Consider the following 14,146-nt stretch of genomic DNA (forward strand, 5'->3'; position numbering starts at 1 on the left):
TCAGCCAGCCGCTTGAGCCGACTTGCGCCGCGCATCACTGACCGTCAACCAGACAGCGGAGACGAGAAAGTAGAAGGCGCCGAAGGCCGCATAGGGCGCGATATTGGTGATGTCGATCGTCGCGGTACTGCCCGCCATCTTGACGAAGAAAATGCCTGCCAGTGCCGACTGAGCGCCGCTCAGCACCATTGCCCACTGCGCGCCGGACTTCCAGCGCCTGATCGCGGTTGCGAGCTGAAAGAGGCCCGAAAGGACCGCCCAGACGCCGAAGACAGCCAGCACCGCATTCATGCTGTTGCCGAGGGCAATGGCGACCGCCACTGTTGCGATGATGCTGATGACGAAGTTAAGCAACTGCGTCTTGTTGCGGTTCAAACCGCCGGTGCGTTGGGCGTCGATGAGGTTGGCCAGCGCATCCCAAACCGGATAGGCGACCAGCATGATGGCAGCCAGGGCCGGCATTGCTCTGGCGATCGTGAAAGCCACGACGACCCAGGCGGCCGAAACGGCAAATCGTATGAAATAGTAGCTCTTGAGCCAGGTCTTTGGGGATTGGACCAACCTGGCTTCATTGGTTTCAGCGGGCATTTTGACTTCTCCTTGGTGTTTGAATGCCTACCTACTAGCAGGTAGATTTGGCGACGACAACCGGTTTTATCGTCGGTCCAATCAGGCTAGGCTCGCCCAAGGCCCAGACGGCGGGAAACGTGGCGACCAGAGCTCGGCACGACCGATCAGCGAGGCGGTGGCGGAGATCGTGATCGAGACGCGTTCCATGGCCACACGTAGCCCGGGCAGCCAAGCAGCCAGGCAGCAACTTCAACGGCCGTGTTGGCCATACGAAATGGTTGACCTAGGTTTTTCAGCAGCGATGCACTGGAGGTCTCAACGGCTCCCGTGATGTGCGAATTCGGTCGCGGCAGCTTGCCACAATGCCGCGCAAATGACTGGTCAGTGAGCCTTGGTCGATAACCGGTGCAAGGTCGGCGTCAGGATCGCGCCAAAGATGGCAGGGCTGCCATAGGCACGCGCCGACAGCATCGCGCCATGGACAGTCGCCATGAAAGTCTCAGCTTCCAGCTCGGCAGAGCCGGCGAATTTGAGAACTCCCTGTTCAGCGCCCCGCTCCATGACCTTGGTCAACCAGGACGACAGAAACCGAAAGTAAGCCCGCACCTCGACGGCAACCTCCGGCGGGAGTGCCGGGAGTTCGCTGGCAAGCAGGGCGCAAACGCAAAACGGGATGCTCGCGTCTTCAATGCATTTTGCCCAGTAGCCAGCATAGGTTTGAAGCAGTGCAAGCGGGTCAGGGAATTTACTTTCCAGATCTGCCATGCTGGCCTCGGTACGCTCGCGATGGCGCGCCACAAGCGTGCGAACAAGGTCGACTTTGCTGGGGAAATGATGGTGGATGCTCGCCTTGCGGATCCCCACCACCTCAGCGATATCAGCATAGCTGAATCCGTTGTAGCCGCCCGAAACAATGAAGTTGTGCGCGGACGAGAGGATCTGATCGGACGTCATCACAAGATTGCTCATGCGATATACCTACCTTCTAGTAGGATAGTTGTCAATCGGCCTTTGCTCCTTCACCCAGGGATGCTGAATTGGATCCAGCCTTGGATTGCGCATCACCCCGGGCCGTTCAGTCGCCGGGATATCCACCACGAATAAGCCACACATGCGAGTGCTGCGGTCAGCAGGATCGCCAGCACAGCAGGGCCGACGCGATCGTCCGACAAGCCGAAAAGAGGCAGCGACGCCGTGAGCAGCCCGGCCGCTGGAAAGACGAGGCCGCCGAAACGGTGGGTTCTCGTCCAGACGCCCCGATCCGCAAGCGTCCAGGGTGTTCTGATACCGAACCATCGGTTGGGCTGCAGGAACGGCATTCGCGCACCAACGATGATCATGATCACGCCGAGGGTGATCGGCATCAGCCGAAGGCGGTTCGTCTGGAATCCAAGCGCCGAAGCAATCAGGAAGGCCTGCAGCAGGATGAGCAGCACAAGGCCGGTGAGCCACACCTGGTCCGGCGCGAGGCTTCTTGCGGGTTCGACGGGTGCCTGCCTGTTCTCGACCTGGTGTCTCGGCCACAGCTGAAGGACCATCCACAGCGCGGCGAGCAGCGCCGGCGCACCGAGCAGTGCGACCCACCGGCCCGCAAAGACGTCCGCTTCGCCCGACGCCGACCAGTGGACCGCAACGCGTGCATCCGGCGACGTGAAGAGTGCCGCGACGATGCCGCTCAATACCATCACAATGAGCGCTATCAGCCTTCGGTGAATGAGAGATCTCCCTGTTCGACCATTTTGCCAGTTTAGGCCGCCGGTTCGCAGCGCCGCGTCCGCTCGCGCTACCGCGAAGGAATGCTGCGCCGAATCGGCGTCAGGATCAACGGCATGGCCAAATCACGGCTTCGCGTTCGACGTGAGGCCGATTGTAAATCCTTTGTTAACTCAAGTTAGCAATGGCTAAATAACGTACTTTTCTTGCCTGAAAACCGGCGGTAGGATAGTAATCTTTAAGTTTTCGCCACGAATTTGGAAACAATATTACGCTGGCAAACTGACGACTGTCACATTCGAGAGGCATTGCCGACGCGCTCAACGTAGGGGGGAACCTATGGTGTCGCCGTACGCAGATTTCATCAAGAAGCTCCACAGGGACAAAGGGTTCCGGCAGGCATTCGCCGACGATCCGCGCGGCGTTCTTCGGGCGAGCGGGCTCGATCCAGACCTCCTTGACCTGCCTTCCAAGATCGATTTCGACGCGCTGGAACGGCGGATCGACGCGCAAATTTCCACTGCTCCGCCGGATGCGGCCACACTGAAGCATGCGTCGGCACAGGAACTGTGGGACAGGTTCAATTTCATCCGCGTCAACTATGATCTTGCGTCGCCGTCGATCCCAGCGACGGGCATCATCTACGGCACGACGGCAACCACCTCGGTCATTTCCCTTGTTACGGCGCAGGGCAGCGCAGCCCGCATGGATGTGGAGTTGGCGCGTCTCGGCCGGCTGCGCAAATTGACCCGGCTGCCAGCAAAGGCCCTCAGTTTTACGGTGAGCGGACCGGACGGGAGATCACTGCACGGCCTCGGCATCGAAGCGATCAAGGCGCTGGTCGGCCGCCTGCGCTGAGCGGACGCCCGCAAGCATGCGGAGAACAAGGAGCTTGTCATGGGAACCGAAGCGGCGAGTTTCATCAACCGGTTGCGCAAGGACAAGGACTTTCGCCATCGGTTTGTCCGATCGCCCAAGGACGTGTTGTCCGAAGAGGGACTGAATCCCGACGTGCTGGCGCTTCCGGACCGCATCGACGAACGGGATCTCTTGAAGAAACTCGAACACGTGTTTTCAGGGCGAGAGTGGCAAGACGAGTTCGCACGGGCCAAGCCGGAGACGTTGACGGCCGGGGAGTTGTGGGAGCGGTTCGGCGTGATCGGCTGGAAGGGTGCGGCAGCCGGGGGCGGGAAACCCGGGATCGACGTGTCGGTTGCCTCGGCGGTGGTCATCTACGGCGTCTCCGTGGTGACGTCCTTATCTACGCAAGTGGCGGCCGCCGGATCATTGGCCATGACATCGGTCGAGCAGCTGAGGTCACTGCGCGAACTGGCTCGCTTTCCAAAGGAGAAGCTCAGCTTCTCCATCGTCGGGCCGGATGGCGTTGCCATCGAGGGCGTGAACGCCGACATGCTCGCCGCCTTTCTCGCACGTGTGAAGTGATGGTGCGCCGCAATGCTTGACGTTTACGACGGCGATCCGACGAAGACGGTGCGCTGGTGGTCCGGGCCGTCCGAGCCACCACGTGTCTGCGTCTGGGAAATCACGCTGAAGTGCGATCTCGGATGCCGGCATTGCGGTTCGCGGGCAGGCGCTGAACGCCCTGGCGAGCTGACGCTCGAGGAGGCGCTCGACACCGTGAAGCAGCTTGCGGCGCTTGGCGTTCGCGAGGTCACTCTCATCGGCGGCGAGGCCTATTTGCGGGATGACTGGGTCGACATCGCCAGCGCAATCACCAAGGCCGGAATGGCCTGCACCATGGTGACCGGCGGCTATCGCCTCGATGATTTCCGCATCCAGGAAGCGCTCGCGGCGGGCATCAGGCGGATCGGCGTGTCGATCGACGGCATCGGGGCGACGCACGACCACCTTCGTGGTCGCATCGGCAGCTACGAAGCAGCACTCGACGCGGCGAGACGGATCATGGCCACTGGCCGGATCGGGCTGAGCGTCAACACCCAGATCAACCGGCTTAGCCTGCCGGAATTGCCGGCGCTTGCCGACCTGTTGGTCGAGATCGGCGCGAGCGCCTGGCAAGTGCAGCTGACGGTCGCTCTCGGCCGCGCGGCAGACCGTCCGGATCTTCTGCTGCAACCCTACGATATGCTCAACGTGATGCCGATGCTCGCAAGGCTCAAGCGGACGATACTGGAGCCGGGTGGTGTCCAGCTCTTCCCTGGCAACAACATCGGCTATTTCGGTCCGCACGAGCCCTATCTGCGCTATGGCGGCGCCGACGGGCATACATGGAGCGGTTGCCTCGCGGGCCAGGCTGCGCTGGGCCTCGAAGCAGACGGCACATTGAAGGGCTGTCCCTCCTTGCCGAGCGCCGACTATGGTGCGGGCTCGGTGCGCACCAGCACCATCGAGGACATGTGGCGGTCGAGCGAGCGTATACGCGGCCTCGGCGCCAGGACGCGCTCCGATCTGTGGGGTTTCTGCGCCACCTGCGAACACGCCGATCGGTGCAAGGCCGGCTGCACATGGACGGCACATGCACTGTTCGGGCGCCCCGGGAACAACCCGTTTTGCCACCACCGGGCACTGACGCTCGCGGGACAGGGCCTGCGCGAACGGATCCGTCTGGTCGAGCGTGCCCCCGGCGTGCCGTTCGACTACGGCCGCTTCGAGATCATCGAGGAGCCGCTCGATGGCGAGGAAGGCGATCAAGGCGGGCTCGAGGAGCTTGCCGCGCTCGCAACGCTCCTGGGCGCAGCCGGCAGCGGTGTCTGGTCGAACGCCGGGCTGCGCGCGGCGACGGCAAAGACGGCGCAGCCCCGTCACCGGGAGGCCGCACCATGAATGCGACCGGCACCGACGTTCAACGTCCGCTCGAACTGGGAATCATGTTCACGCACCGTTGCCCGATCGCCTGCCGCCATTGCGGCATCCTTTCCGGCCCGGATAATTTCGACAGCATGGCCATGGAATTGGCGGAGCGCTGCATCACCGAGGCGGCCTTGCTCGATCCCAGGCCGGCGACGATCGTCTTCACCGGCGGCGAGCCGATGATGTACCCGCAGCACCTGGAGCGCCTGCTTGGCGTGGCCAACCAGCTGGGATTTGCGACACGCGTGATCACCAACGGTTTTTGGGGTCGCAATCAAGCCACAGGTCGGCGCCTGCTCTACCGGCTGCAGCTCGCCGGGCTTGATTCCCTCAACTTCAGTGCCGACAAATTTCACCTGGAATTCCTCCCGGCCGAGGTTTTCCGTCGCGCAATCGAGATCGCCTGGGAGGCAGGCTTTCCGGTCATCGTCAACACGGTCCTCAATATGCCTGGCGATCCTGTCGCCCTGTTCTCGCGACTCTATGGCATACCCACCGAGAAGATCCGGCTCTTCGACGAGGACGAGTTCATCAGGCAGGTGGCTACCGATACAGTGCCGCCCGAATTGACCCAGATGGTGAACCTCTCGTTTGGCAGACTTGTCGGCCTCGGACGAGCCGCCGAATACCCCGAAGAGCACTACCGCTCGGATCTCGCCGCCTACACGTACACACCCTGCCAGGAAGTGGTGCACCGGCCGGTCATCTACCCCGACGGCAGTTTTCAGGCGTGCTGCTGCGCCGGCGGCAAGATCGCAAGCTTCACGGTCGGTAACGTCCGCGAGCGTTCGCTCGCGGATCTGTTCGACGAGATGCGAACGCGAACGCATTTCCGGTTCATAAATCAGTTCGGTCCGCGCGCACTGCATGAGGCGATTGCGGAAATGAGCCCGGAGCGCTCCTCCGACCCTGACGGCTACGCCTCGATTTGCGACGTCTGCGTCGCGGCCACGAAAGGCTTGTGCGCGAAGGACGTCGACGCGCGTCTCGATCACTGGCTGCTCAAGCGATTTCTCGAGAAGGATGAAATCTCGGCCGCGAGCGGACCAAGGCGGCCGGAGCCGGCGGAGCGTGACGAGGAAGGCGTGATCGCGGCTGGCTTTTTCGACACCGGTCGGCGACTGGCTGGCTCGCCGGAAGATATGAAAATTTCAACTGGATCGCTTGAAAATGTAATATGAGTAACATATAATAAAAAAATCTTGAACAGTGCTAAAATCTGTGCTGATATTTAGTCGGCGCGGTATTTATATTTGCCTACAAGACGGATATATCTCGCATCTCTTGATTGATATTTATTTGTGCGGGTGTAATTCTGTGGTCAGGACGGATTTTTGGAGTATCGATGGTTATATCGATGCGGCAGGAGCGGCGTCCCATGAGTATGCTTTCTCCAGTTGACCAAGCGACGTCGTCGACGGTCGCGTGCTGTCTTGAGCTGGAAATACGCGACGAGCACGGACGGCTTCCACAAGGAAACATGTTCCCGGTGCTGACCCATCTCGACAGCGGACGCACCTGGCGCATCCTTCGCTATGCCCGCGCCTTCGACGGTCTGCTGTTCAGGGATTTGCCGCCCGGCGAGTTCAGACTGCATGTTGCGAGCCCGCGCCACGAAACGGTGCAGATGGAGATCATGCTTGCCGCGGGTGGGCGCGAGCGGATCAATCTGCAACTGAAAAGAAAGCCGGGGCGCGAACCGCTGATCATCGATATCGGCGGCGCCGACGAGGATACGCTGACCCCTGCCCGCCATTCGGTCTCTCGGCTCGTATCCTGTCTCCTCAGTGATCGCGCCGTCCTGAGCGCGGTCGAGGCGCCGCTCGATGCGTTGGGTGGGATCGAGGATAGCGAGCGGCACCATGCCCGGCGGCTGCTTTGCGTCGGATTTCCCATCCCGCGCCGGCCGCTTGCCCAGCGTCTGTTCTGGAGCATTGTTGACCGGCGCTGCCGTCTCGAAGCATTGCTCGCCACGGTGTTCGCCAATGAGGCGGTTGCCGAAATGCTGAACTGTGAACCAGATCAGGTGGCGGATGAAGCGCGGACGGCAGTCGACGGACTGGACCGCCTGGATATCGCCGACGCGTTGATGATGCTGGCGCTCTACAGCGCGCCCTGGAAGGCGGTGATGTCCGAGGTTTGCCGCACTCAGGCCGGAATTCGCGACGTGCTGATTCCAGCCGGCCTTGCCCACATGCTGCAGCCCGATGCAAACCCGGCAATCCCGACACGGCCGAGCGCGCGCGGGCGCTGGGCCGGCGAGCCGTCCGACCAGACTGTGCTCGAGGCAGGTCCGCTGATAGCGCGCATCGCCCTTGTGATAGCTGGCGCGTCCGAGGCACAGCCGGCCTATTTCGCGCTGTTCGACCCGGTCCTGAGACAGATGCGGGAGGGCAACGCATGAACGCCGGCAGGAAACCAACCACGCTGACCTTGCTGACGTCCTACCAATGCACGGCGGCCTGCGAGAACTGCTGCTTCGCGTCGCATCCCGGGATCGCGGAGAAACTGCCGTTGTGGCGCATGCTCGATGCCATCGAGCAGGCGGCCGAGATGCCGTCGATGAAGCTTGTGGTCTTCTCCGGCGGCGAATGCTTCATGCTGGAAGATGAGCTTGTCGTAGCGGTTGCGCGCTGCACCGAGCGAGGGCTCGCCAGCCGGTGTGTCACCAACGGCTATTGGGCGAAGTCGGCGCAAGCCGCCCACGCACGCCTCGAGCCGCTCTACAGGGCGGGCCTGCGTGAAATCAACTTGAGCACCGGCGATCACCATCAGCAGTTCGTACCGGTCGAGCGCATCGCCTACGGCGCAGCCGCAGCGATCAGGCTCGGCATGAATGCCGTCGTCGTGGTGGAACGCGAGATGGACCGGACTTTTCATGCCCAGGGACTGCTCTCTCACCCGGAAATGGCAGCGATCCGCGACCATCCCAACCTGATTGTGTTCGACAGTCCCTGGATGGCGATGGAGGATCGCAATTCCGTGCGGCATGGCCCCGCCAGCCTCACCAACCACCTGAACATTCACCGCCGCGCCCCGTGTGAAAGCGTGCTGGACACGATGGTGGTCAATCCGCGCGGCGAGGTCGGCGCTTGCTGCGGTTTGACGCGCGAACAGATTCCCGAAATGCAGATCGGATCGCTTCAAGACGCCACGCTCGTGGAACTCGCGGAAGCCGCCGGCAATGACTTCCTGAAGATTTGGCTCGCGGTAGAGGGGCCGGAGCACATACTCGCCTGGGCTTCCACGATCGATCCACGCATCGACTGGGAGAACCGTTTCAATCATCACTGTGACGCATGCCGCGCGCTCTATGACGATGCATTGGTGCGCGACGTGCTTGCCCACCATTGGCGCGAGCGGCGCGACGACGTGCTTTACCGTTATCGGCTGGCTCATCAAAAACCCGAGGCAGAGTGGCCGGACCAGTCCAGCCGGCATGCGCCAATCGCCTCATCCCGGCAGGAGGCCATGGATCATGCACGATAGCGATCTCATCAGAAAACTCGTCACCGATAACCCTCCGGAAAAAGTCAGGAACCTGTCCGAAAGACTCGCGTCCGACCCGAGCCTGCTCGAGAAATTCGTCGACAAGCCGTCAGCCGTGCTGAAAGATCACGGCCTTGCGGTGAGCGGCGACATCAAGCTCGGCGACCGTGAAAAGGCGATGATCCGGATGTTCTCCGATCCTCGCGTCATCGAATTGTACAACAACGGCAAGATCGACGACCTGCGCGCCCACATCACGGACAAGTACAGGGAAATCGTGATCACCAATCCCGGCGACACCCACGCAGTGGCGGTCGCGGACTTCGACGTGGCGATCGAGGTCGAGGTCGTCGCCGTCGCGGTGGCCGTCGCGGCGATCGTTGTAGCGGGTGCTGCCGACAGGTTTTCCAAGCTGGCAACGATCGAGGCCGAGGCGGGAATTCTCAGCGCCAAGGTGGCGGCGCTCGAGGCTCGGGTCAATCTTGTCGACAAGCTCGATGCGAAGGTCACCCGTCTCGAGCAGCGCATTCGCTGACGCGGCATCACCGGGTGAGCGCCACGGCGTTCACCCCTTCTCTTCGTCCGTGTGGACAAAGGAGGGCTTGCATGCGGCAAAGACTGTTGCGGGAATTTGTGACGGCACCTCCACCGGTCGGGCTGACCCGGTTGCGCGACGACATCGCTGCCGATCGCAGGGTGCTCGACAGTTTCTGCGATCATCCCGCAACGGTCTTGCGGACCTATGGCGTGGACGCCGACCAGACGATTGCGCTTGGCGACCGCGAGAAGGCAATAATCCGGCTGTTCTTCGACCCTCAGGTGGTCGAGCTGCATAGCCGCGGGGAACTCGACCGGCTGCGCGAATACATCCTTACGCATCATCCTGAAGTCGGTATCGCCAACCCGACCGATCTGGCCGGGGCGTTTGCCTATGTCGACGTCGACGTGGCGATCATTGCCGAAGCCGTGGCAGTGGCGGTTGCGGTGACGGCGATCGCCGTCACCGGTTCCTTCAAATCTGGAAGCACGGTTGGCAAGGCGATCGAGCCGCTCGCCGCGCGCATTACGGTTCTAGAGGGCCGGTTGGCGAGCCTGTCGCGGCTGGAAGTCCGCCTCGCCGAACTGGAACGGCGAACACAGTAAGCCTTGGAGGCCGCCGATGCGCAAAGACAAGATGGCCGCTAAATCGAGAGTGCTGCTGTGCGTGATGCCGTTCCTGCCGATCGAAAGGCCGGCGCTCGGCGTGAGCCTGTTTGCCTCACGTCTGCGACAGCAAGGCATTGCGTGCGACGTGTTCTACGCCAATCACCGCTTTGCCGACCGCATCGGCTTTCCGCTCTATCAGCGGATCGCGCAAAGCGCTCCGACGCACGACCTGCCGGGGGAATGGGTGTTCAGCCGCGCACTCTGGAGGCACGACGCGCTACCCGACGAGGCCTTCGATACGTACGCCAGGACCACGCCTGGCGATTACTATCCCAACGCCTTCCTGGGCCAGATCCGCTATGCACGGGAGCAGGCTCCCCAGTATATCGACGATCTGGCGGAAACGATCGACCTTGAAGACGTCGACATTGTCGGTTTCTCGAGCACCTTTCAGCAGAACATCGCGAGCCTTGCCATGGCCAAGGCGCTCAAGGCGCGTGCGCCAAACCTCCATGTCGTGTTCGGCGGCGCCAATTGCGAGGGTGAGATGGGGCTTGAACTGCATCGCAGCTTTGCCTTCATCGATGCGGTCTGCCGCGGCGAGTCCGATACGAGTTTTCCGCAGTTGATCGAGGCCGTTCGCAAAGGTGCGGACATGTCCACCATTGGCGGCCTTGTCTATCGCGGTGCGGCAGGCGAAACGGTCGAAAGCCTCGTGCCACAAGCCGCGATCCGCGACATGGACAGCCTCCCCTTTCCCGATCACAGCGATTTCCTCGCCGCGTTCGAGCGGTCCACTGCCCCGCAATTCATCGAACCGGAGCTGACCATCGAAACCTCGCGCGGATGCTGGTGGGGCGAAAAGCACCACTGCACCTTTTGCGGCCTCAACGGCCTCGGTATCGGCTATCGTGCAAAGTCGGCGGACCGCGCGCTGGCCGAGTTCCGCCATCTGCGCGACAGCACGGGGATTCATACCTTCTTTGCGACCGACAACATTGTCGACATGCGCTACTTCACCACGGTGTTCCCGTCCCTGGTGGAGGACGGCACCAGGCTGCAGCTGTTCTACGAGACCAAGGCAAACCTCAAGAAAGACCAGATCGGGATTCTCAGGCGCCTGGGAACGACCTGGATGCAGCCCGGAATCGAGCACCTAAACACGCATGTGCTCAAGCTCATGGACAAGGGCATTCGCGGCATCCAGAATGTGCAGACCTTGAAATGGGTCCGCCAGCACAAGATGCTGGTCACCTGGAACGTTCTCTGCGGCTTTCCTGGGGAACGGCCGGAGGACTATGAGGAAGCTATCCGTTTCATGCGGTCGATCCGTCACCTGACCCCGCCGTCGTCCTTCGCTGCGTTTCGGCTGGACCGTTTCTCGCCGATGTTCGACCGGCCGGACGAATTCGGGCTTTCCGGCATCAAGCCATACCCATCCTATGACCTTTGCTACCCGGGTGTTTCACCAGATGCACGGGCGCGCATCGCCTATTTCTTCACTTACCGCGGCACCACCGACGCGCAGACGCTGAAGGGGATCAATCGCGCCTGGAGCGAGGCGCAGGACTGGAAGCAGGAGCACCGGCACGCCGCGCTGAGCGCTATAGTCGGCACCGACCTTGTTACCATCATCGACCTGCGGCCGGGTCACCCGGTTCGCCCTTACATTTTGATCGGGGACGATCGGCTCGTCTATCTCGGCCTCGACAGCATTCAATCCATTGCTTCCCTCACCGCCAATTTGCGCAGCGTTGCGCCCGATCGTGCATGGGACGAGGCAGCCGTGGCCAAGACGGTGCAAGACTTCATCCGAGACGACCTCGTGCTCCAGGAGGACGATCTCTACCTTGCGCTGGCGATCCAAGTTCCCGCCGACACGAGCCAGGATGCCGAGCACGTGGATATGGCGGCACCATCGATGCGCTTTGCCCGACAAGACGAAGCTGTGGTGACCTGAGCCGGTGCAATGAAGCCGATCGATTTACCTCGCATGGAGGGTTTCCAAATTTTGCTTCGCGGCGAACTCTTCGTTGAACAGGCGCGGCGGCGCGTGTCGCCAGCCGTCGACGAATATCACTGGACCACGCACGCCGAAAAGGTTGGCGGCCCCAAGCCTGTTCAAGAAGCGGCAGTCATTGAAATCGGTGATGACGGCAAGGTTGCGAACTATTCGCTGTTTTCATCGGGCGCCGTGCTTCAGCACGCCGTTTTCGGTCGGAACCGCGCGCTCCTGACCTTGCGCGACGGCAACGAGCATGAGTTGACGCTGACTGTTGCACCCGACCTCGTGCTCCAGCAGAATTTGCTTCTGCAGCTTTCGCGCTCACTTGCCGCGCTCGATCGCGAGGAAGGTCCGCGCAAGCTTCACTACTTTTCGCCCGAAGCACTGGCGGTGCGCGAGATCGAGGTCGCGCCGGCTGGAACGCTGGACTGGGAGACGTCGATCGGCATACGGCTCAACATGAGCGCCAGTGGCGCCCTTGTCTCCGCTGTGGGAATGGACGAGAAGGGAACGCTTGTCGGGCGGGCGGGCACGCCGGTGTTCCACACGGTGTCGATTGAGACGCTTCGCGGCGCCGAGGAAAGCATCGAACCGCCACCGCCTCCCCCTGGCATCGACCGCGAAGAAATTACGATCGAGAGCGAGGATATCACGCTGCACGGCCTGTTCGTGCACCGCCGCGAACCCGCCGGGCCTTGTCCGGCCTGCCTGTTCCTGAATGGATCGGGCTCCATCACCCGCTGGGGCGGTGCGCCCGGCATGCGCCTGAAGACACTCGAGACGATGGATGCGCTCGCGCAAGTCGGCGTAGCCAGCTTGGCGATAGATGCGCGCGGAGCAGGCAAAACCGGATTCGGCAAAGCCGACCGCCCCTTGGGTGCGACGCGGCTGGCCGATGCTGCCGCCGCCTGGCGTTGGCTCGCCGCGCGCCCCGATGTCGATGCCCTGCATCTTTTCGCCGCCGGTCATAGCCTGGGCGCCCTTGTGATCCTGCAACTGTTGACTGCCGACCCGGCCCTGACCCCAGCCGGCCTGATCCTACTTGCGCCCCCGGGCAGGCCGTTGCGCGATATCCTGATGGAACAGAATGCACGCGAGAGCGCTCGCCTGCAGGTGTCGGAGGAAGAGGCCGGCAAGCGGGACGCCGCACTACGGCAGTGGCTCGACCGGGAAGCAAGGACAGATGGCACGGAACTGCGGCTCGGGGGCCTGAGACCGCTCACCGATCCAGCCGTCCTCGAGGCCGATCCACGCGCGGCGGTTGGAGCCGTCCGCTGTCCGATGCTGATCTTGCACGGCGATAAAGACATACAGACATCGGCCGACCGTGATGCCAAAGCGCTGCATCGCGCCGCCCGCAGCCACAACGTCCGCTCTACATACAAGGAAATCCACAACGCCGACCATTTGTTCCGGCTCGAGCCCGAAGCGTCGACGCCGGAGCGTTACCGGCAGGATCTGCCACCGAACCCGGAGTACCTCGCGGCCGTTACAGAATGGGTTTCTGGACTTGCTTCCAGTGCGCCCAAACTGCGACGTTGACGCCAATAGAGTTACGCTTGGCCAAATACATTCTGGCGAAGCGTCTGACTGGAATAGCAACTAGCGGCGCCTGATTCAGTCAGAGCGCTTTTGGTAAAGTTTTTAAGTATTTCTTTCTATAACAATTTTATTCAATAATATATGTAACAATAAATCTATTGACGATAAGCATTGCAATCTTTAAGTTGTTTGAGCGGCGCAGATGGGAGCCGCTGGAGTGTAGTGAAGCCGTCCGATTTGGAGGCCGATCACCAGTCTGTTTGTCTTGAGTGCGACAGACGAGACCGTTCGGCAACGCTGCCTCCGACTGGTTTTTTCGGGAGGGCCGGCATGGTCCGACGTAGAAGTCGCGCGTCCGACGAAGTCGCTTCCAAGCGACGTTCTGCGCCTGAGCCGTCAGAGGGCCCACGATCGCGGGAGCTCGCCATGAGTGCTGAAAATGCCTATTCGAACTACTGCCTGAAAGGGTTTGAGGTGGCGCAGCAATATGCTGCGCGTGCGCAGGAACTCTACGGCCGTAACCGCCAGCAGTTGGAAGAGGCCGAAGTCCCGGCCCGTGATCAACTCCAACAAATCATGGCCTCGTGGCAGCGGGCGTTGAGCGAGGCTGGCAACGGCGACGACGCGCAACAGCGCGCCGCCTCCGCATGGCTCGATCACGCGCGCCAGTACGGACAAGTGATCAGCAAGCATCAGAACAGCGTCGGGCAGACCATGAAGGACTTGAGCGAGCAGTTGGCGTCCGCATATGACGAGGCTCAGCAAAAGGCCCGCGCGAATTTTTCGGACTATCTGGCCGACCTGCAGGCACTGGCGAGCGGCAAATCCGACGAATGACAAGGCTCTTTTCGG

The 14,146-nt window shown here is 61.7% G+C and carries 14 protein-coding genes; 11 read left to right on the forward strand and 3 right to left on the reverse strand.

Annotated elements, in window-relative coordinates; all coding sequences use genetic code 11:
- From HNQ71_RS06960 to HNQ71_RS06970, 3 genes are all read right to left on the reverse strand, one after another.
- Positions 1–588, reverse strand: coding sequence for a DUF308 domain-containing protein (locus tag HNQ71_RS06960; RefSeq protein WP_184871780.1), 588 nt, complete (start codon positions 586–588; stop codon positions 1–3).
- A gap of 363 nt (positions 589–951) precedes the next feature.
- A complete protein-coding gene (locus HNQ71_RS06965; RefSeq protein WP_184871781.1) occupies positions 952–1,539 on the reverse strand; it encodes a TetR/AcrR family transcriptional regulator in 588 nt (195 codons plus the stop codon).
- Positions 1,540–1,631: 92 nt separating this feature from the next.
- Positions 1,632–2,249 carry an SdpI family protein gene (locus HNQ71_RS06970; RefSeq protein WP_184871782.1) on the reverse strand — a complete coding sequence of 206 codons (618 nt, stop codon included), beginning with the start codon at positions 2,247–2,249 and terminating at the stop codon, positions 1,632–1,634.
- A gap of 376 nt (positions 2,250–2,625) precedes the next feature.
- On the opposite strand from HNQ71_RS06970, the gene HNQ71_RS06975 reads away from it, so the two are divergent.
- The 11 genes from HNQ71_RS06975 to HNQ71_RS07025 all read left to right on the forward strand — a co-directional run bounded on the left by HNQ71_RS06975 (position 2,626) and on the right by HNQ71_RS07025 (position 14,131).
- Positions 2,626–3,141, forward strand: a complete 516-nt coding sequence (locus HNQ71_RS06975) for a hypothetical protein (RefSeq protein ID WP_184871783.1) — start codon at positions 2,626–2,628, stop codon at positions 3,139–3,141.
- Positions 3,142–3,180: 39 nt separating this feature from the next.
- The gene (locus HNQ71_RS06980) at positions 3,181–3,726 is read left to right on the forward strand and encodes a hypothetical protein (RefSeq protein ID WP_184871784.1); all 546 of its coding nucleotides are present in this window, start codon (positions 3,181–3,183) and stop codon (positions 3,724–3,726) included.
- 12 nt (positions 3,727–3,738) lie between these two features.
- Positions 3,739–5,085, forward strand: coding sequence for a radical SAM/SPASM domain-containing protein (locus HNQ71_RS06985; protein ID WP_184871785.1), 1,347 nt, complete (start codon positions 3,739–3,741; stop codon positions 5,083–5,085).
- Positions 5,082–6,293 (forward strand): radical SAM protein, encoded by a 1,212-nt coding sequence (locus HNQ71_RS06990; RefSeq protein WP_184871786.1) that lies wholly within the window; start codon positions 5,082–5,084, stop codon positions 6,291–6,293. Before HNQ71_RS06985 ends, HNQ71_RS06990 begins: the two co-directional genes overlap by 4 nt.
- Positions 6,294–6,469: 176 nt before the next feature.
- Complete coding sequence (locus HNQ71_RS06995; protein WP_184871787.1) at positions 6,470–7,516, forward strand: carboxypeptidase-like regulatory domain-containing protein; 1,047 nt, start codon at positions 6,470–6,472, stop codon at positions 7,514–7,516.
- On the forward strand, positions 7,513–8,601 hold the full coding sequence (locus tag HNQ71_RS07000) for a radical SAM protein (RefSeq protein WP_184871788.1): 1,089 nt from the start codon (positions 7,513–7,515) through the stop codon (positions 8,599–8,601). Before HNQ71_RS06995 ends, HNQ71_RS07000 begins: the two co-directional genes overlap by 4 nt.
- Complete coding sequence (locus tag HNQ71_RS07005; protein WP_184871789.1) at positions 8,591–9,136, forward strand: hypothetical protein; 546 nt, start codon at positions 8,591–8,593, stop codon at positions 9,134–9,136. Before HNQ71_RS07000 ends, HNQ71_RS07005 begins: the two co-directional genes overlap by 11 nt.
- A gap of 71 nt (positions 9,137–9,207) precedes the next feature.
- Positions 9,208–9,744 carry a hypothetical protein gene (locus tag HNQ71_RS07010; protein WP_184871790.1) on the forward strand — a complete coding sequence of 179 codons (537 nt, stop codon included), beginning with the start codon at positions 9,208–9,210 and terminating at the stop codon, positions 9,742–9,744.
- 16 nt (positions 9,745–9,760) lie between these two features.
- Positions 9,761–11,707 carry a RiPP maturation radical SAM C-methyltransferase gene (locus tag HNQ71_RS07015; protein ID WP_184871791.1) on the forward strand — a complete coding sequence of 649 codons (1,947 nt, stop codon included), beginning with the start codon at positions 9,761–9,763 and terminating at the stop codon, positions 11,705–11,707.
- A 9-nt stretch (positions 11,708–11,716) separates the two neighbouring features.
- Positions 11,717–13,294: an alpha/beta hydrolase family protein gene (locus HNQ71_RS07020; protein ID WP_184871792.1), complete on the forward strand. Its 1,578-nt coding sequence runs from the start codon at positions 11,717–11,719 to the stop codon at positions 13,292–13,294.
- 426 nt (positions 13,295–13,720) lie between these two features.
- The gene (locus HNQ71_RS07025) at positions 13,721–14,131 is read left to right on the forward strand and encodes a hypothetical protein (RefSeq protein ID WP_184871793.1); all 411 of its coding nucleotides are present in this window, start codon (positions 13,721–13,723) and stop codon (positions 14,129–14,131) included.
- The last annotated feature ends 15 nt before the right edge of the window (positions 14,132–14,146 follow it).

The sequence above is a fragment of the Mesorhizobium sangaii genome (genome assembly GCF_014207355.1).
Lineage (GTDB): Bacteria > Pseudomonadota > Alphaproteobacteria > Rhizobiales > Rhizobiaceae > Mesorhizobium > Mesorhizobium sangaii.

Excerpts from the sequence above, each read along its gene's own strand:
- HNQ71_RS07020 (WP_184871792.1), top strand. The coding sequence starts at position 11,717 with ATGAAGCCGATCGATTTACCTCGCATGGAGGGTTTCCAAATTTTGCTT.
- HNQ71_RS07015 (WP_184871791.1), top strand. The coding sequence starts at position 9,761 with ATGCGCAAAGACAAGATGGCCGCTAAATCGAGAGTGCTGCTGTGCGTG.
- HNQ71_RS06980 (WP_184871784.1), top strand. The coding sequence starts at position 3,181 with ATGGGAACCGAAGCGGCGAGTTTCATCAACCGGTTGCGCAAGGACAAG.
- HNQ71_RS06965 (WP_184871781.1), bottom strand. The coding sequence starts at position 1,539 with ATGAGCAATCTTGTGATGACGTCCGATCAGATCCTCTCGTCCGCGCAC.
- HNQ71_RS07025 (WP_184871793.1), top strand. The coding sequence starts at position 13,721 with ATGAGTGCTGAAAATGCCTATTCGAACTACTGCCTGAAAGGGTTTGAG.
- HNQ71_RS06960 (WP_184871780.1), bottom strand. The coding sequence starts at position 588 with ATGCCCGCTGAAACCAATGAAGCCAGGTTGGTCCAATCCCCAAAGACC.
- HNQ71_RS06995 (WP_184871787.1), top strand. The coding sequence starts at position 6,470 with ATGCGGCAGGAGCGGCGTCCCATGAGTATGCTTTCTCCAGTTGACCAA.
- HNQ71_RS06985 (WP_184871785.1), top strand. The coding sequence starts at position 3,739 with ATGCTTGACGTTTACGACGGCGATCCGACGAAGACGGTGCGCTGGTGG.
- HNQ71_RS06990 (WP_184871786.1), top strand. The coding sequence starts at position 5,082 with ATGAATGCGACCGGCACCGACGTTCAACGTCCGCTCGAACTGGGAATC.
- HNQ71_RS07000 (WP_184871788.1), top strand. The coding sequence starts at position 7,513 with ATGAACGCCGGCAGGAAACCAACCACGCTGACCTTGCTGACGTCCTAC.
- HNQ71_RS07005 (WP_184871789.1), top strand. The coding sequence starts at position 8,591 with ATGCACGATAGCGATCTCATCAGAAAACTCGTCACCGATAACCCTCCG.
- HNQ71_RS07010 (WP_184871790.1), top strand. The coding sequence starts at position 9,208 with ATGCGGCAAAGACTGTTGCGGGAATTTGTGACGGCACCTCCACCGGTC.